The 17,291-nt window shown below is 43.3% G+C and carries 22 protein-coding genes; 15 read left to right on the top strand and 7 right to left on the bottom strand.

Annotated elements, in window-relative coordinates; genetic code table 11:
* Positions 1 to 9 precede the first annotated feature (9 nt).
* The 5 genes from B5J94_RS09235 to B5J94_RS09215 all read left to right on the top strand — a co-directional run bounded on the left by B5J94_RS09235 (position 10) and on the right by B5J94_RS09215 (position 3,262).
* Complete coding sequence (locus tag B5J94_RS09235; RefSeq protein ID WP_062498239.1) at positions 10 to 918, top strand: HvfB family MNIO-type RiPP peptide maturase; 909 nt, start codon at positions 10 to 12, stop codon at positions 916 to 918.
* Between the two features lie 26 nt (positions 919 to 944).
* Complete coding sequence (locus B5J94_RS09230) at positions 945 to 1,727, top strand: HvfC family RiPP maturation protein (RefSeq protein WP_158081053.1); 783 nt, start codon at positions 945 to 947, stop codon at positions 1,725 to 1,727.
* 11 nt (positions 1,728 to 1,738) lie between these two features.
* On the top strand, positions 1,739 to 2,374 hold the full coding sequence (locus B5J94_RS09225; RefSeq protein WP_062498241.1) for an HvfX family Cu-binding RiPP maturation protein: 636 nt from the start codon (positions 1,739 to 1,741) through the stop codon (positions 2,372 to 2,374).
* A 94-nt stretch (positions 2,375 to 2,468) separates the two neighbouring features.
* Entirely contained in the window at positions 2,469 to 3,056 is a 588-nt protein-coding gene (locus B5J94_RS09220) for a sigma-70 family RNA polymerase sigma factor (protein ID WP_062498242.1), read from the top strand.
* Positions 3,057 to 3,064: 8 nt separating this feature from the next.
* Positions 3,065 to 3,262, top strand: coding sequence for a zf-HC2 domain-containing protein (locus B5J94_RS09215; RefSeq protein WP_062498243.1), 198 nt, complete (start codon positions 3,065 to 3,067; stop codon positions 3,260 to 3,262).
* A 21-nt stretch (positions 3,263 to 3,283) separates the two neighbouring features.
* On the opposite strand, the gene B5J94_RS09210 is transcribed toward B5J94_RS09215, so the two are convergent.
* The 5 genes from B5J94_RS09210 to B5J94_RS09190 all read right to left on the bottom strand — a co-directional run bounded on the left by B5J94_RS09210 (position 3,284) and on the right by B5J94_RS09190 (position 7,490).
* Positions 3,284 to 4,015, bottom strand: a complete 732-nt coding sequence (locus B5J94_RS09210; RefSeq protein ID WP_079364089.1) for a ribonuclease HII — start codon at positions 4,013 to 4,015, stop codon at positions 3,284 to 3,286.
* A gap of 87 nt (positions 4,016 to 4,102) precedes the next feature.
* Positions 4,103 to 5,986, bottom strand: a complete 1,884-nt coding sequence (gene mnmC / locus B5J94_RS09205; RefSeq protein WP_062498244.1) for an FAD-dependent 5-carboxymethylaminomethyl-2-thiouridine(34) oxidoreductase MnmC — start codon at positions 5,984 to 5,986, stop codon at positions 4,103 to 4,105.
* A gap of 16 nt (positions 5,987 to 6,002) precedes the next feature.
* Positions 6,003 to 6,407 carry a hypothetical protein gene (locus B5J94_RS09200; protein ID WP_062498245.1) on the bottom strand — a complete coding sequence of 135 codons (405 nt, stop codon included), beginning with the start codon at positions 6,405 to 6,407 and terminating at the stop codon, positions 6,003 to 6,005.
* An 8-nt stretch (positions 6,408 to 6,415) separates the two neighbouring features.
* Positions 6,416 to 6,724 (bottom strand): YciI family protein, encoded by a 309-nt coding sequence (locus B5J94_RS09195; RefSeq protein ID WP_062498246.1) that lies wholly within the window; start codon positions 6,722 to 6,724, stop codon positions 6,416 to 6,418.
* 139 nt (positions 6,725 to 6,863) lie between these two features.
* On the bottom strand, positions 6,864 to 7,490 hold the full coding sequence (locus B5J94_RS09190) for an inner membrane-spanning protein YciB (RefSeq protein ID WP_062498247.1): 627 nt from the start codon (positions 7,488 to 7,490) through the stop codon (positions 6,864 to 6,866).
* A gap of 186 nt (positions 7,491 to 7,676) precedes the next feature.
* On the opposite strand from B5J94_RS09190, the gene truC reads away from it, so the two are divergent.
* Positions 7,677 to 8,399, top strand: a complete 723-nt coding sequence (truC, locus tag B5J94_RS09185; RefSeq protein WP_181879647.1) for a tRNA pseudouridine(65) synthase TruC — start codon at positions 7,677 to 7,679, stop codon at positions 8,397 to 8,399.
* Between the two features lie 148 nt (positions 8,400 to 8,547).
* Here truC and B5J94_RS09180 read toward each other — a convergent pair whose 3' ends face one another.
* Positions 8,548 to 8,781 carry a helix-turn-helix domain-containing protein gene (locus B5J94_RS09180; RefSeq protein WP_062498252.1) on the bottom strand — a complete coding sequence of 78 codons (234 nt, stop codon included), beginning with the start codon at positions 8,779 to 8,781 and terminating at the stop codon, positions 8,548 to 8,550.
* 169 nt (positions 8,782 to 8,950) lie between these two features.
* On the opposite strand from B5J94_RS09180, the gene B5J94_RS14230 reads away from it, so the two are divergent.
* Complete coding sequence (locus B5J94_RS14230) at positions 8,951 to 9,100, top strand: hypothetical protein (RefSeq protein ID WP_156471026.1); 150 nt, start codon at positions 8,951 to 8,953, stop codon at positions 9,098 to 9,100.
* Between the two features lie 136 nt (positions 9,101 to 9,236).
* The gene (locus B5J94_RS09175; RefSeq protein ID WP_079364087.1) at positions 9,237 to 9,521 is read left to right on the top strand and encodes a hypothetical protein; all 285 of its coding nucleotides are present in this window, start codon (positions 9,237 to 9,239) and stop codon (positions 9,519 to 9,521) included.
* Positions 9,522 to 9,788: 267 nt separating this feature from the next.
* On the opposite strand, the gene B5J94_RS09170 is transcribed toward B5J94_RS09175, so the two are convergent.
* The gene (locus B5J94_RS09170) at positions 9,789 to 10,619 is read right to left on the bottom strand and encodes an ion transporter (protein WP_062498253.1); all 831 of its coding nucleotides are present in this window, start codon (positions 10,617 to 10,619) and stop codon (positions 9,789 to 9,791) included.
* Between the two features lie 116 nt (positions 10,620 to 10,735).
* Between B5J94_RS09170 and B5J94_RS13920 the strand changes: the two genes are divergently transcribed.
* From B5J94_RS13920 to B5J94_RS09140, 7 genes are all read left to right on the top strand, one after another.
* Positions 10,736 to 10,948: a hypothetical protein gene (locus tag B5J94_RS13920; protein ID WP_143821951.1), complete on the top strand. Its 213-nt coding sequence runs from the start codon at positions 10,736 to 10,738 to the stop codon at positions 10,946 to 10,948.
* Positions 10,949 to 11,019: 71 nt separating this feature from the next.
* On the top strand, positions 11,020 to 11,769 hold the full coding sequence (locus B5J94_RS09160; protein WP_062498255.1) for a YebC/PmpR family DNA-binding transcriptional regulator: 750 nt from the start codon (positions 11,020 to 11,022) through the stop codon (positions 11,767 to 11,769).
* A gap of 53 nt (positions 11,770 to 11,822) precedes the next feature.
* Positions 11,823 to 11,993: a hypothetical protein gene (locus B5J94_RS14225; protein WP_156471027.1), complete on the top strand. Its 171-nt coding sequence runs from the start codon at positions 11,823 to 11,825 to the stop codon at positions 11,991 to 11,993.
* Entirely contained in the window at positions 11,990 to 12,616 is a 627-nt protein-coding gene (locus B5J94_RS09155) for a Fic/DOC family protein (protein ID WP_062498256.1), read from the top strand. Before B5J94_RS14225 ends, B5J94_RS09155 begins: the two co-directional genes overlap by 4 nt.
* On the top strand, positions 12,613 to 14,154 hold the full coding sequence (ilvA, locus tag B5J94_RS09150; RefSeq protein WP_062498257.1) for a threonine ammonia-lyase, biosynthetic: 1,542 nt from the start codon (positions 12,613 to 12,615) through the stop codon (positions 14,152 to 14,154). Before B5J94_RS09155 ends, ilvA begins: the two co-directional genes overlap by 4 nt.
* Positions 14,155 to 14,361: 207 nt before the next feature.
* The gene (locus tag B5J94_RS09145) at positions 14,362 to 14,850 is read left to right on the top strand and encodes a WG repeat-containing protein (protein ID WP_079364086.1); all 489 of its coding nucleotides are present in this window, start codon (positions 14,362 to 14,364) and stop codon (positions 14,848 to 14,850) included.
* A gap of 177 nt (positions 14,851 to 15,027) precedes the next feature.
* Positions 15,028 to 17,172 (top strand): heavy metal translocating P-type ATPase, encoded by a 2,145-nt coding sequence (locus B5J94_RS09140; protein WP_062498258.1) that lies wholly within the window; start codon positions 15,028 to 15,030, stop codon positions 17,170 to 17,172.
* The last annotated feature ends 119 nt before the right edge of the window (positions 17,173 to 17,291 follow it).

Below are 17,291 nucleotides of genomic sequence, written 5' to 3'. Positions count from 1 at the left end.
AAGACAGACATGACAGATAACAAATCACCACATGGGGCAGGGCTTGGCTTTCGCCGTGAATTATTACCGCAAATGTCTCTTGATGATGTCAATGCCATTCATCAATTAAGCCATATTGATTTTTTTGAGGTCTCGCCTGAAAATTGGATAAATTCCCAAGGCATGATGGGCGGTCGTTTTGAAAGTATCTTACGTGCTTATACCGAACGGTTTTCATTCATCTGTCATGGACTTTCTTTATCTATTGGCAGTTCAAAAGAATTGGACATTACTCATGTCAATAATATCAAAACATTCATGAAATCACACGGCATGAATTTATTCACCGAGCATCTGTCTTGGTGTGGTGATGATAAAGGACATTTATACGATTTATTGCCCATACCTTGCACCCAAGAAGCGGTATTTTGGGTGGCTGACCGCATAAAAAAAGTGCAGGACATTTTAGGCTCTCAAATCGGTATTGAAAATGCCTCATACTATTATCTGCCCTCTCAAAGCCAAATGTCTGACAGTGAATTCATTTCAGCGGTGATAAAAGAGGCGGATTGTTTGTTGCATTTGGATGTGAATAATATTTTTGTCAATAGTCAGAACTTTGGTTTTGACCCACACCAATATTTGCGTGAATTACCCTTAGAGCGGACGTGTTATTTACATGTGGCAGGACATTATGTGGACGATGATGGTCTGATTGTGGATACACATGGCGATGGCGTGGTAGAGCGTGTTTGGGCATTGCTAAATGATGCTTATGAGTTGATTTTTGCCAAAACGGGCAAAACGGCGGATAAAATTCCAACTTGTTTGGAGCGTGATTTTAACTTTCCAAAACTTAGCGAGCTTACCCGTGAAGTAAAATTTATCCGAGAAATTCAACAAATCCACAAAAATAACACCGTAACTAAATTGGCTTAATGGTTTAATAAATTCTTATGATAATGATGACAGATAAAGCACCCAATTTACGCAGCTTTCAGCGTGAATTGGGTGATTATATTAGAAAGCAAAAACACGATGATGGCGATACCGTGCCTTCTCGTGTTGGGCAGTTATACCAACATTTGATTTATAATAACATCTCTGGCTTTATAAACCAATGCTTTCCCATTACTCGTAAAATCATTGAAGTGCATTTTGGTGCATCGCTTTGGCAAAATCTCATCAAAGATTTTATAAAACATGGTGATATGACAAGTCCGTATTTTAGTGAAATTAATGAGCAGTTTGTTGGTTATTTGACAGATGATGTTTTGAATAAATTTGCCTTGCCACTTTATTTATCTCAATTTGTTCATTATGAATGGGTGGAGTTGTATGTGGATAATCTGCCCAATGACAGCCCTAAGCCTGTTTTTATTCATCAAAATGAACCTATTATCATCAATCATACCGCCCAGATTTTGTATTATGAATGGATGGTACAAGACATTAGCGTGTCATTTTTACCCAATAAAAAACAGCCGACGTTTTTGGTGGTATATCGTCAATGTATGGATAATGCCTTTAAAACTGTATTTATGGCAATTGACCAACTGACATTTATCATATTGACCTTTATTCAAGAAAAGCAAAAGCAAGGCGTGTGTTATCAAAATACTGATGAATTATTATTACAACTACAAAAAACATTTGAATTAAATGATGAAATTTTAAATGATATAAAATCATCATTTGATGACTTGTTAAATACCATGCTAGACAACCAAATTTTTTATAAAAGATAAGGAGATTTATGATGAATAAATATGTTGCTTATCATGATAAATCGGTTTTGTCTTTGAAAAAAATAGACTTTTTACCACTACTAGCAATACGTTTGTATCTTGCTCCGATTTTTATCATGGCGGGGCTGACCAAATACCGCTCATTTTATGATACAGTGGCGTGGTTTGGTAATGGTGATTGGGGGCTTGGTTTGCCTTTTGCATCCTTTTGGGTGGTCGTGGTCATTATTGCCGAATTGATTGGCGGTGTGGCATTGTTATTAGGGGTGGCAACACGTTTATTTGGTCTATTATTGGCAATCACCATGGCATTTGCCATGTTATTGGTGCATTTAAAAAATGGTTGGCATGCCATCGCTCCAACGAATCCAACGACAAACATCGCCCAATTATTTGGCAGGTATGGGCAGGCAAGTTTGGATAATTCCATACAAGCAGGTGAGCGATTAAATAAGGCTCGTGAAATTTTACAATCCTATGGTAATTATGACTGGCTTACCGAAACAGGGAATTTTGTGATTTTAAATAATGGCGTAGAATTTGGCATGACGTATTTTATTATGTTGCTTGTGCTGATTATTTATGGGGCGGGGCGTATTATCAGTGTGGATTTTTGGCTAAATAAAATTCTGCCAGTGTTAAAATAATATCATCAGATATTCATAACATATTCATAACGTACCATTTATGTGGCTTTGTTCATTTTTCTTGACCTATTGAATTATTGAGAATTTTATAAAAATGCACCAAATCAATTTACACCACTTTGATAAAAAAAGCATGGATGAGATATATCAAGCCATGTTTTCTTTTGCGTACAATCAGTTAAATCATGAACAACACGCCAAAGATGTGGTACAAGATACTTTGGTGAATGCCTTAAAATATGCCGATAGTTTTCAAGGAAAGTCCGCCTTTAAAACGTGGGTATTTGCCATTTTGAAAAATAAAATTGCCGACTTTATTCGCCAAAATAAACATTATGTAACCATCAGCGAGATGAGTGAAAATGACGATGATGAATTTTTATCCATGCTGTTTGATGATATTGGACGTTGGCAACATGGTTCATCACCAAATGGTTTTGATAATTGCTGGACAAGTCCGCATGAAACTGCTGAGAATGATGAATTTTGGCAAGTATTGGAATTATGTTTACAAAATTTGCCAAAAGAGCAGGCACAGGTTTTTTTGATGAAGGAATATATAGAATTGGGCAGTGATGAGATTTGCCAAAATTTAAACATTACTCGCCAAAATTTATATGTGTTATTACATAGAGCCAGATTAAGATTGCAAATGTGTTTATCGGTAAAATGGTTTGTTTAGAGGGTACAATGAAACGATTTAAAAATTGCCAAAAAATGACTGAGCTTATGAGTTTATCACAAGATGAATCATTGACTTTGTCACAAAAAATGATGGTGAGATTTCATCTTTTGATGTGTCCTGAATGTGCCAGATTTGATAAAAATAATGAAATATTAAAAGTGATGATAAAACAGCATAAAAATTTGAATGATGATTTATCATGATGGTTTGTCATCAATGAGCATTTAAAAAAGCTGACTTGCCAATATGGCTTGCATGGGGTTAAAACTTTTACGATGCTCGGGCAGTATCCCATACTTATGAATGGCATCACGGTGTATTTTGCTGGCATAGCCTTTGTGTTTTTCTAGTCCATAATCAGGATAAATCTTGGCGTAATCACTCATGATGTTATCACGATGAACTTTGGCAAGGACGCTGGCACAGGCGATGGATGTGTGAATGCCGTCACCTTTGATGAGTGTATGAATGCACGACCCAAATGGGGCAAAGTCGTTGGACAACAGGGGCATGGCATTGCCATCTATCATGATAACAGGGTTGTCGTGAATGCCGATATTATTTAACATAATCAAATGTTCAATTGCCAGTCTCATGCCAAGCAGAGTGGCTTGATAAATGTCGATGGCATCAATGACGAATGCAGGTATGTCAATTAAAGCATAACTTTGGCAGGTCTGTTTGATGGGTTCAAAGAGCAAATTCCGCTTTTTTTCAGACAGCTTTTTACTGTCATTAATAGAAGATATGGGCGTGCCTGCCAAATCAATTTGTCCAAATTCGCCCGTAAGGTTGTTATCCAAAATCACCGCCCCAACGGTCATTTGCCCAAATAGTGAACCACGCCCAACCTCATCGATGCCGATGACAAAAGTGCCTGATGGGAGTGCATGATTTTTATGGGCGATGATGGTGCAAGCGTGGGTGTATGTATTTAGAGTATGAGCTTTTATCATGGCTTTTTAAAATCTGGTTAAAATCTGGTTAAAATCATAAAATCGTGTGTGCTAAGTTACCAAAACATGACGGTTTTTGTATTAAATTCATCGGTTTTGGTCAATCGGCGTTTGTAAGCGTGGACGGTTTGGGGTTAATTTGTTTAGTAGTACATAAGAGATGGGTAACGGTTCATCAAAAATCAGCCCTGCCAAAATCTCACCACATAATGGAGCAAAACTAAATCCCTTTGACCCCATGCCATAGACGGTATACAGCCCATCATGCCTGCCAACCTGCCCAACAAGTGGATGATAATCAGGCGTTTGGGCTCGTATGCTTGCCCGCCCGTGCAAATCTGCCAGATTGACATTGAGTTCGTTGGCAAGATTTGGCAGACTTTGGCGAAACTTGTTTAAATTAAACTCATGTTCATCATCACGTACCGATGTGTTAGTATCATTGCGTACAAAACTTGCCCCCATTAAGAAAGTAAGCGTGTCATCTTTATCAAAGGTGGCACAATAACCATCATACTTTATCGGTGTGGCAAGTTTGGCTTTTAGCTCATCACAGTGCTGGTCAATGTCAAGCCATGAGACTTGTCCACGAATCTTTCTGGGATTAAACAACTCATCATTTAATAGATGACTTTCAAAACCTGCACAAATGATGACAATATCGGCGGATAATTGGTCATTGGCATTTTTTAGCATCCATTTGTCATGCTCTTTTATGACGTTGTTGGCATGAAAATGCTCAAAATGAATTAAGGGATTTGATAGAATGAAATCTGCTAATTTATGGGTGTCAATCAGTCCTGCTTTGGGCGTATGGGTGTTAATGATTTGCTTATTAAAATCATCATTATTCAAATTAAAACCATCATTGACGATGCTAATTAATTCATCAGGATAACTGTTTGCCAAATGGGCAAGTTTATCATGTGATTTTTGTGTGGGTAATAAAAAATCTATCGCCCCTGTTTGGGTAAATATTTCATCTTTTGCCAATTGATTAAAGGTTTGATAAATCCGCTCAGCATATAAAAAGCTGACGGTGGGCAGATGGTTGGGGGCGTCTGATAATTGAGTTAGTTTGGGGGCAAATAGAGCTTTTGGATTGCCCGACGCTCCTGAGAGTGGGGCGATTTTATCAGTGAGCGTTACTGACACACCACGACTTGCCAAAGCGTGTGCGGTAAATAACCCCGATACGCCAGCTCCGACGATGATGGCTGTCTTTGGCGTGGGTTTGATGGCGACGGCTCTGTCAAATTTGGCGGTTATCATCTCACGCTTATGCCCAAAGCCTTTGATTTTTTGTACACTCATGCCAATGTTCATCAACGCCCGTCTGACCGTACCACTGCTGGTAAAAGTGGCGAGAGTGGCATCAGATTTGGATAAGCGTTTGATTTGACTAAAAATATCATCTGACCACAGTTCATGGTTTTTGCTGGGAGCAAAACCATCCAAAAACCATGCGTCCGCCTGTCCTGTTTTGGTGTGCATGCTTGCAAAGCTGTCATGTGCATCCCCAAGCCATAAATCAAGGCAAATATTACCAAAATGCAGGCGATGACAGCCTGATAATGCCAGTGGGTAATCATCCAGTAAAGTTGTGATGAATGGGTTGGTTTTTTCATTTTGCCATGCCAATAGGGCAGTGGTTAAATCAGCATGACTAAGCGGATATTTTTCGGTACTGACAAAATACAGACGAGCAGATGATGTGACGACTTTTTGCCAAAGTAGACAGGTTGCCAAAAAGTTTAGCCCTGTACCAAAACCTGTTTCCATGATGACAAAATGCTCATTATCATGCAGATTTGCAAAGCGCTCTGGCAGGTCATTACTCTCCAAAAAGACATGATTGCTCTCATCAAAACCGCCCGCTTTTGAAAAATAAATGTCATCAAATTGTTCGGAGATGGGTGTGATTTTCCCCAAATTATCGGTTTGCCATGTAACGTGTGCGGTTTGTATCATTGTTTATTAGGTTGATTTATTTGCGTTTTATGATGAGTGAGGCGAGAATAAAGCCAAGAGTGAACGATGCCAAAGTACTGATGACACCATAAAGAAACAACTGTCCACTACGTTCATTCACCAAGACATTAACTTGTGTGGTTAATTCGTCAATGCGTCCTTGTAGTTGGCTGTTTTTGGCAAGCAGTTCGGTATTGGCACGAGATAATTGATTGTCGTCAGGTTTGGTAAGTTGTGCCAATGTTGGGGCGTTAGGGCTGTGCAGGCTGGTAGGGGCTTCATTTTCTGTATGTTCACTCTCACCCAAATGCTGGCTGGTAGTGGCAGGCGTGTCAGCTGTGTTTGTCAAAGCAGTCTGAGCAAGGCTTGATATAGACAGTGGGGCAATGACAAGCAGGGCAATCATAATGACAACTTTCATGGCAACCCTCACGCGCCACTGCCGTTAGCAGGCAAGGCTTGGATAAAGGGCTTGATGTCTACATGACTGTACACACCGCCATGCAGATAGGGTTCGTCATTTACCCATGCTCGTGCCTCATCTATGTCATTAAAGTGGGCGATGATGAGACTGCCACTCATGACAGGTTCGCCATGATTGATGGGTGTAGGGCCTGCGATGACAAGTCGGTTCTGGGCGTGTAGAGCGGTCAGTCGCTCAATGTGAGCAGGGCGAATCTTAGCACGTTTGGCGGAGCTGTCGGCGACATCATGACCGATGATGGCAAATAAAGGCATGGTTTTTCCTAATTTTGGGGTTGATTTGGGTGGTGCGTGGTATGCACCAATAAGATTTTCTACTTAATAGGTGCGTAATACGCACCCTACTGTAATTGGTGTATTTTGAAGTTAAATGATTTTAAATGTCAAATTAAAATTATTTTTTTATCGCCGTTTCATCTATCTTGATATGCTTACGCAGAACGACAAACATACCGACCATAAAACTGATCATGACAATAATATCGCCAAAGGCGGTAAACTCGCCCCAGTACTCGCCTCTCATAAAGACAAAGGCAAAAAAGGCGTGCAGGCTTGCCATGAGTACAAAAAATCCTGCCCATGCTAGATTGAGCTTTTTCCATGCCGATGACGACAACTCAAAAATGGGGGTGAATAGCTTTTGAATGGCGGATTCTTTGTTGCTTAGAAAAAATGGCGATAAGAATAAGGCGAGAGCAAAGCCCAAATTAATCAAAATCGCTTTTAGGCGAATATAAAAATCATCTCGCAAGGCAAGGGTCAGCCCGCCAAACACCACGGTCATAAGTAGCACAAAAATCTGCTGTTTTTGCAGACGAAATTTTTGACTGACAAATAAAAAGCCATACACGATAAGCGTGGCAAGGGTCAGCCCTGCGGTCGCCACGATGATGTGATTATTGCTCTCGCCCCCTGTCAGCCCAATGGCGGTCAGTAGGGGGTGGGCAGGATTGTCCTTGTCTGTGGTCTTGTACAGATAAAAAAAGACAATGATGGGAATGTAGTCAAGTAGGGCTTTCATGGGTGTGATGTGTCTAAAAGGTGCTATTTTACACGCTTTTGGGGGTAAAAGTAAAATAAAACCGATGCTTTGGTGCAATCTTATGATATGAATAAATTGCAAGGTAAACTGGCATTCTTTGTTGTGGCAAGGTAAAATACTGCCCCAGTCGCTCTCACAGGCAAGCTAAATAAATTGGAAATGACAATGCTACAAATTTTATATCAAGATGATGACGTGGTGGCGGTAAATAAGCCTGCTGGTATGCTGGTTCATCGCTCGTGGCTTGACAAGCATGAGACGGTGTTTGCGATGACGGTGTTGCGAGATATGCTTGGGTGCCACGTTTTCCCTGTTCATCGGCTAGACCGCCCAACATCAGGCGTACTACTATTTGCCAAGTCGTCTGATGTGGCACGGACGTTGTCAGGGCAATTTGAACATCACACGGTAGATAAATCCTATCTGGCGGTGGTGCGTGGGTATCTTTTGGGTGGTGGGCGGATTGATTATCCTTTAAAGGTCAAACTTGACAAAATCGCTGATAAATTTGCCAAAACGGATAAAGAGCCAGAGTCCGCCATAACCGATTATGAGAACTTGGCAACCTGTGAAATGCCCTTTGTGTCGGTGGATAGATACGCCACATCTCGGTACAGTCTGATGAAACTCGTCCCAATCGCAGGGCGAAAGCACCAACTAAGACGGCACATGACGCACCTATTTCACCCGATTGTCGGCGATACCACGCATGGCGACACCGCCCAAAATCGTGCGGTGGCAGAGTTTACGGGTGTATCAAGGCTACTGCTTCACGCTCATACTTTGGCATTTGATGACATGAGTGGCAAGCGTATCACGGTGGTTGCTCCGATTGATGATGACTTTGGTAAGGTGGTACGAGATTTTGGGTGGGGTAATTTGCTCTAATAAATCTCTTTCCAAACTAAAAATAAACCCTTATAAGTATTGGGGTTGAAGTTTTTAAAAATCCATAAAAATCAGGGTTTGGAAAGAAGTCTATTGTATTTTGGCAGAACCGTCTAGATTTAGACGGTTTTTTATTGCCATAAATTCATCAAGGTGTTGGTGTGCTTGGTGGTTCAAGCAAGACAGACGGAGCGACATCTAAGGTGTCGGCAAGTTTGTGAATATTGATAAGGGCGATGTTGCGTAAGCCACGTTCCACACCGCTTAGGTAGCTTCTGGCAAGTCCACTTTCTAGGGCGAGTTTTTCTTGGGATAAGCCTTTGGCTTTGCGGATTTCTACTAGGCGTAAACCAAAAGATTTTAGGGGGTCGGTTTGGGTCATGGGATTGTCCAAATTAAAACTGGAATATTACCCAAAAATTCCTTATAAAATAACGCTTTATAAGTTCACGTTATAAAAGTTCACGCACTATAATTGACATTAAAATGAAAAATTGCTAATATAACGTTACCTAAAGTAGTCATTTTTAGTTAAATTGGGAGTAATTGTTATGGCAAGATATGAAGTAAGATATCAAAAGCCGTCCGCTACGGGTACAATGGTTACGCACGTCAATGCCAGTAGTGCCAGTCAAGCCAAAGAGCAAATCAAGGCAAGATTTAATGGTCAAGTAAAAATTGTGTCTGTTGTCGCCAAATAAACAAGGAGAAATCAAATGTCTGATTAGACTTCTTTCCAAACCCTGATTTTTATGGATTTTTAAAAACTTCAACCCCAATACTTATAAGGGTTTATTTTTAGTTTGGAAAGAGATTTATTATGATTATGAAGAAAGAGTGTCTTTTAAAGATTTGTCCGATGATGAAAAACGTGAGCGTATTGCTGGATGGCGAGATACGGCAGAGCAAAGACGAGAGTATCATAAAGAAGGCAAATATCTGTCGCTCAAAGAGTCAGTTGATGAGTTTAAAGATGCAGACAATGCTGGTGGTAAGGCATTGGCAGGGGCGAAAATTGTGGGTAAATCGCTGTTTAATATCGGTCGGTTTGCAGTAGCAGAAGCCTTGCCAAGCTTTTTGGAGCAAACCGCCAAGCAAGCTGAAAAATCTATGAAAAAATAAAGCTAATCCCAAATATATTAGCTGTCAATAAACACATCTCAATGATTGTTGGGGTGTGTTTTTTTGTGGGTTATATTCATTAATTTGCTTTTAGTTTGATTTTTGTAATTTATCAACACAGTTGCTACAAAGCCTATGGCAAATTTCAAGTTTGTTAGGTGTGATATTTATTTAAGGCAAAGCGAATATTTGGGTCATAGTCAATGCAGGTTTGATAAGGCATGGCATTCTGTATTTTAATGATTTAGAGAGTATAAAACAGATAAATCACAAATGCAAATCATGCCCACATCTATCACAAAACTTAGCATTGGACGCATGTCCAAATTTACCGCATTTTGGGCAAGTGATGGGGTGTAGCTGTGGTCGCATGGTGCGTGACAGCTCAGCGGTAAAAATCCCTGTCGGCACGGCAATGATGGAGTAACCCATAATCATCACCATGCTTGCAATCGCTTGCCCTATCGGAGTTTTGGGCGAGATGTCGCCATAACCCACGGTCGTCAAAGTCACAACCGCCCAATAGATGGATTTGGGGATACTGGTGTAGCCGTTTTCGGGGCCTTCGACCACATACATGACCGAGCCAAAAATCGTCACAAGCAGTAATAATGACAGGAAAAAGACGATGATTTTGTGCTGACTGGTGCGAAAGGCAGCTGCCAAAAATCCTGCTTGTTGCATGTAGGATTTGAGCTTAAATACCCTAAAAATCCGCAAAATCCGCAAAATCCGCACCACAAGCAAATACTGCGTTCCCACAAAAAAGTAGCTAAGATAGCTTGGCAATAATGCAAGCAGGTCAATCACCCCAAAAAAGCTAAACGCATAACGCTTGCGATTGGGAGCGGAGTATAGGCGTAATAAATATTCTATGGTAAATAAAATGGTAAAAAACCACTCTGCATACAAGAACAGCGTGCCATACTGCAAACGTAAATACAGCACACTGTCAAGCATGACCACGACCACGCTAAGAGCGATACCGATGAGTAGCACCACATCAAAAAATCGTCCCGCAGGCGTGTCGGTACCTTCGATGACGATATGAATGCGTTCGGCAAGGGTTAGGTTTTTTTTATGGCGGGGCAGTTGCATGGGAGCTGTGGGTAATTTTTTGGGATATTTTATAATAAAGTTGGAGTTTGGGATAGTATTTTTACAAAATTCTTGTTATGATTGATGCGTTTTAGACTTTTCACATTCGATTTACCATGAAAATCATCATTTTAATACTACCCCTTGTTCTGACCGCTTGTATGAACATGGCGGATTTTTCTGACAAACAACGCCAAACACCCCAAACTTACCCAACTTACAACCCAAATTGCCAACGCCATATCCTAGCCCCACGCACACCACAAGGCTATCCTGACATGGGTTCGCCTGAATATCAAGAAACCCATCATCGCACGCATTGCAAATAGCAAATATTGGCAAATTTGCCCAAACCTTGTATAATAACCCATTTTTATTATTTTCATTTAAAAGGTGCATTATGGCAGGTCATAGTAAATGGGCGAACATCAAACATCGTAAAGCCAAACAAGATGCCGCAAAAGGCAAAATCTTTACCAAAATCATTCGTGAAATCGTCTCCGCCAGTAAAGGCTCTGACCCAGACCCTGCCAACAACCCACGCCTGCGTGCCGTGCTAGAAAAAGCCAACGCCGCCAACATGACCAAAGACGTGATTAAACGTGCCATTGAACGTGGGCAAGGGGGCGGAGAAGGCGACAACGTCCAAGAGATTACCTACGAAGGCTATGGCGTGGGCGGTGTGGCAGTCATCGTGGAGACCATGACCGACAACGTAAATCGCACGGTGGGCGAGGTTCGTCATGCGTTTAGTAAACACGGTGGCAACCTAGGTACATCAGGTTCGGTGGCGTATTTGTTCTCTAAGCGTGGCGAGATTGTCTTTAATGATATTTCACTAGAAGACAAAGTCATGGAAGTCGCCCTAGAAGCAGGAGCAACGGATATTGAAAATGACGGCGAGAGCCTGCTTGTCATCACAGAGCCTAACGACTTTGGGGCGGTGGTGGACGCACTAGCCGATGCAGGACTAAAAGCGGACAATGCCGAAGTTACCATGTCGCCAAGCACAAATGCCGACATTGATAACATCGATGATGCCCAACGTGTGCTAAAAATGATTGATATGCTAGAAGATTTGGACGATGTGCAAGAAGTCTATACTAATGTCAATTTTAGCGATGACGTCATGGCACAGCTTGATGCGTAATGCTTGATATAAATAGCCATGTTTTGCATGGCTATTTTGATTTGGATAGATAAATGACAACCAACCAACAAACCACACACCGCCAAAACTACACCCGCCTAAACAACGCCATTGAAGGGATTGTGCTAACCCAAGATGACAAGCGTTTTATGACGACGGTTATTGACCGCCCCAAGGCACAGTTTTATCAAGCCGTTAAACAGCATTTGGGCATAAAGGCGTGAAAATCGGTTCGGCACATTCTGATGAGACCACCGCCAAGCGTTATTTTTATGGCGAGATTGGCAAAAGCGTGCTTGTCAATAAACTTGGCATTACCGCCCAAGCTGACCTTGACCGTGCCGAAGCGTTTTTTGTGGAATATGCCTTACATCACGGTTTGTCAAAAAACGCCCAAACCCTATCGCCACAAGGCTTACAAGCCATGCACAAGGAGCTTTTTGGCGAGCTTTATGCGTGGGCAGGGCAATTTCGGGATTACACCACAGGGCGGGGATTGCCTTTTTGTCGTCCTGAATTTATCGCCAAAGAACTCACCAAAATCTATGATGAATTAACTTGCCAACTACATCACGGCATGGACAAACAAGCCCTTGTCAAAATCAGTGCCAAGTTCATGGGCGAGCTAAACGCCATACACCCCTTTATTGATGGCAATGGTCGCACACAGCGAGAGACCTTGCTTATCATTGCCAATCAAGCAGGTTTTCATGTGGTGCTAAACGACACCACAACGCCTTATCTTTCCCAACAAAAATGGTATCAAGCCGCCGAAGAGAGTCATTATTATGCCACTTATCACGGCTTTGAAGAGATTATTTTTAACATTATAAGTAACCAGCCATGACCCTATCCGACTACGTCCGCTCTATCATCACCGCCACCGTCTATGACGTTGCCATTCGCACTCCGCTTGAACAGGCGGACAAATTATCCGCACGCTTTGGCAATGACATTCGCCTAAAACGCGAAGACTTGCAACCCGTATTTAGCTTTAAATTGCGTGGGGCGTATAACAAAATCAGCCAATTATCAGACGAACAAAAAGCCAAAGGCATCATCTGTGCGTCCGCTGGCAACCACGCCCAAGGGGTCGCCTACTCGGCAAACCGCCTAAACCTTAACAACCTAATCGTCATGCCAAAAACCACGCCCGACATTAAGGTGCAAGCAGTCAAAGCCTTTGGCGGTACGGTGCATTTGCATGGCGACAGTTTTGATGAAGCCAACCGCTTTGCCATAGACAAGGCAACCACAGACGGCATGACCTACATCGCTCCTTATGATGATGAGCTTGTGATTGCAGGGCAAGGCACGGTGGCGTTGGAGCTGTCGCAGGACTGGCGAGACATGGAGTACGTCTTTGTGCCTGTGGGCGGTGGTGGCTTGGTGGCAGGCGTGTCGGCATTTTTGGGCGAAGTCGCTCCGCACGTCAAGGTCATCGCAGTGGAGTCTGAAGGGGCATCGTGCCTAAAAGTCGCCTTGGCGGACGGTGAACGCACTCGCTTGCCACAGGTGAGCCTATTTGCAGACGGGGTGGCGGTTGCCCAAATCGGGCAAATTCCTTTTGACATCGCCAATCTAACCAAATCCAACGGTCAAGGCAAGGTCATCGATGACGTGATAACGTGTAACAACGATGAAATTTGTGCCAGCGTCAAAGACATCTTTGAAGAAAACCGCCACATCGTTGAGCCGTCTGGGGCGTTGGCATTGGCAGGATTAAAAAAGTACATCAAAGAGCATAACTTGACTGGCAAAAACTGCGTGGCAATCGTCTCAGGGGCGAACATGAACTTTGATCGCTTGCGTTATATTGCCGAACGCACCGAAATTGGCGAGAACAAAGAAGCGATTTTTGCGGTAAAATTGCCCGAGCAAGCAGGGGCATTTTTGGATTTTTGCCGCTGTTTAGAGGGGAGAAACATCACCGAATTTAACTATCGCCTAGATGCCACCAGCCCCAATGTCGCCCAAGTCTTTGTTGGCATTGGCTTAAAAGGCGGTCAAAAAGAGCGTGCCACGATTACCGATATGCTGGACAAAGGCGGATACGAAGCCCATGACCTAACCGATGATGAAGTCGCCAAAACGCATATCCGCTATTTGATTGGTGGGCATGGGCGACTGACCGATGAACGCCTGTTCCGTGTCATGTTTCCCGAGCGTCCAGGGGCGTTATTAAATTTCCTTGAAAAATTGGGGCAGGATTTTAACGTAACCTTATTTCACTATCGCAATCACGGAGCGGCAGAAGGGCGGATTTTGGTGGGACTGCAAGCCACGCCCACAAGCGGACGGCAAATCGTGGACGCACTGACCGAGATTGGCTATGAATGCGAAGATTTGACGGACAATGTTGGGTATGGGGTGTTTTTAAAATAAACCCAAATCTAAAACACGGCAATCGCCGTGTTTTTTAATCATTTAACTTCAAAACACACTCATTGGCAGTAAGGTGCGTATTACGCACCAATAAGATTTTCTATCTAAAAGGTGCGTGGTACGCACCTTACCATTAAGTAAAAGCACCATTTATTCTTACAAAGAATTTTTGTAAAATAAAGCAAGACTCAACCCAATGGAAAATTTATGAAATCATTTCTAAACCCCCTTATCATCGCCCTATCCCTTTTACCCTTATCCGCTTTGGCGTGTGAAAAACCACAGGTGGTGGGGTATGATTTTGTTAATTGCTTATCAGAAGGTTTGGCAAGTGTGGAACAAAACGGCAAATGGGGGTTTATTGATAACACAGGTAAAGTGGTTATCCCTGTTCAATATGATTATGTTGGGTATTTTTCAGAGGGCTTGGCTAGCATCAAACAAAATGGCAAATACGGTTTTGTTGATAAAACAGGTAAAGTGGTTATCCCTGTTCAATATGATTATGTTGGGTATTTTTCAGAGGGCTTGGCTAGCATCAAACAAAATGGCAAATACGGTTTTGTTGATAAAACAGGTAAAGTGGTTATCCCTGTTCAATATGATAATGCTTGGGTTTTTGAAAATGGTAAAGCCGAAGTATCATTAAATGGCGAATTCTTTTATATAGACAAAACAGGAAAACGCCTAGACTAACCCCGATTTTGGCAGGTACACCAAGCACACTGATGTGTCAGATGAGTTAAAAGGGGTATAAAGATATATTTATGATAAATCTTTTGGTTAATGGGTGGTATCGCCCTTGATATTGACCCGATGTGTCCGCATTTATGAACTAAGCATTTACCAGCTAATAATAAAAAAGAGAACACCATGCCAACCCAAACCCACACCCTAGCCATACACGGCATGACTTGCCAAGCCTGTGCCACTCGCCTAGAAAAAGTATTAAATAAAAAAGAGTGCGTAGAGCGTGCTGATGTGAACTTTGCCACAGAGACGCTGACCCTTAGTACGACAGGCGATGCGTCCGATGATGAGATTTTGACATGGATAAAAAAGACAGGCTTTACAGGGGAATTTATCCAAAACCAATCCCAAACCACACCCCATAGCGACACACCGCCATATCGCTTGATTACTCTTGGTGTGTTGTCCTTGCCGTTTTGGGTGGGTATGGCAGGCATGATGACAGGCTCGCACGCACTCATGCCCCCAAATTGGGTGCAGTTTATCCTAGCGAGCATTGCTCAGTTTGCCCTTGCCGTGCCTTTTTATAAAGGGGCGTGGGCAGGGATAAGGGGCGGACTGCTTGGCATGGACGTGTTGGTGGCGTTGGGGACGAGCATGATTTGGGCGTATTCTACTTATGCTTGGCTAGCAGGCGGTCATGTGTATTTTGAAGCGAGCGTGATGATTTTGACCTTTGTGAGCCTTGGCAAATACCTAGAACACCGCACCAAAACAGGCAGTCTCAACGCCTTATCCAAACTCATGGAGCTACTACCGCAGACGGTCAAGGTCAAGCGTGATAATGCGTGGACGGACGTGGCGTTATCCGATGTCAAAGTGGGCGATATTTTGCAAGCCAAACATGGCGACAAAATCGCCGTGGACGGGGTCATCACGTACGGTCAAGGGGACATTACCCAAGCTCATCTGACGGGAGAAAGTGCCTATTTATCAAAAACTTATGGCGATGACGTATTGGCAGGGAGCGTGGTTGTGGACGGCAGTTTTGCCTATCAAGCCAAAGCGACAGGCTCACAGACCGCCCTTGGGCAGATGACAGACGCACTGTCGCACGCACAGGGGACAAAAGCCCCGATTGCACGGCTTGCCGACCGTGTGGCAGGCGTGTTTGTGCCTGTGGTGGTGGGGCTTTCGGTGCTGACGTTGTTGGCAAATTGGTATTTTTTGGGTCAGTTTGACACCGCACTCATGCGAGCAGTTGCCGTGTTGGTCATCGCTTGCCCGTGTGCATTGGGGCTTGCCACGCCCACAGCGATTATGGCGGGTATGGGGGTGGCAGGTCGGCATGGGGTGCAGTTTTTGGACGCGGTGGCGTTGGAGACGGCAGGGCAGATTGGGGCGATTGCCTTTGATAAGACAGGCACGCTGACAAACGGTCATCTTGTGGTGGTGGACACATTGAGCCTGACCGACACGCCCACATTGCTTGGCGTGAGTGCGAGCATAGAGAGCCACAGCACGCACCCCCTAGCCCGTGCGATAACTGCTTATGCTCATGACAATCACGCTCCGACATTAACCGCCCAAAATATCCTAAGTCAAGCAGGGCAAGGCATACAGGGCGACATCGCTGGCGTGGGCGTGGTTAAGGTAGGCACGAGCCGTTTTGTCCATGCCGATTTGGGCGAGAAAGAACACGCCTTTATCCAAGCCAATCCCACAGCCAGCCTTGTGTTTGTGGCGATTGATGACAAACTGGCAGGGATTTTTGCCCTAGCCGACACCCTAAAAGCGGACGCACACACGCTCATAGATAAGCTAAAAGCGGACGGTATCACGCCTGTTATCCTAAGTGGCGACCGTCAAAGCGTGGTGGATAGCGTGGCAGGTGAGCTTGGCATAGTCGGCTATGGCGAGCTATCACCACAGGATAAATCCTTAAAAATCAAAGAATTGCAAAAAACTCACAAAACCGCCATGATAGGGGACGGCATCAATGATGCCCTAGCGATGACGACCGCCGACATCGGCATGGCGGTGGGGGGTGCCACAGACGTGGCGACAGGCTCGGCAAGCGTTCGGCTGATACAATCGGACACAGGCGGGGCGATAAGTGTCTATCACGCCCATAAAATCGCCAAATTGACTTTGACAAACATCAAACAAAACCTATTTTTTGCCTTTATTTATAACATCATCGGCATACCACTTGCGATGATTGGCGTGCTAAATCCGATGATAGCCAGTATCGCCATGGCATTAAGCTCGCTGTCGGTGCTTGCCAATGCGTTGCGGTTAAAGGGTGTGGATTTGAAAGATTGGTAAGGTGTGTACCACGCACCAAAAAAATTACAATTAAATTGATTTTTAAAATAAATTAACCCTAATTTGCACCAATGCTAAACAATGCTAAATTTTAAAAATTCATTGGTTGTATGGTAAGG

Origin of the sequence: Moraxella lacunata, assembly GCF_002027545.1 — a bacterium.
GTDB lineage: Bacteria > Pseudomonadota > Gammaproteobacteria > Pseudomonadales > Moraxellaceae > Moraxella > Moraxella lacunata.
The sequence above is the reverse complement of the archived record's forward strand: the minus strand, read 5'-3'. Positions and strand labels throughout refer to the sequence as shown.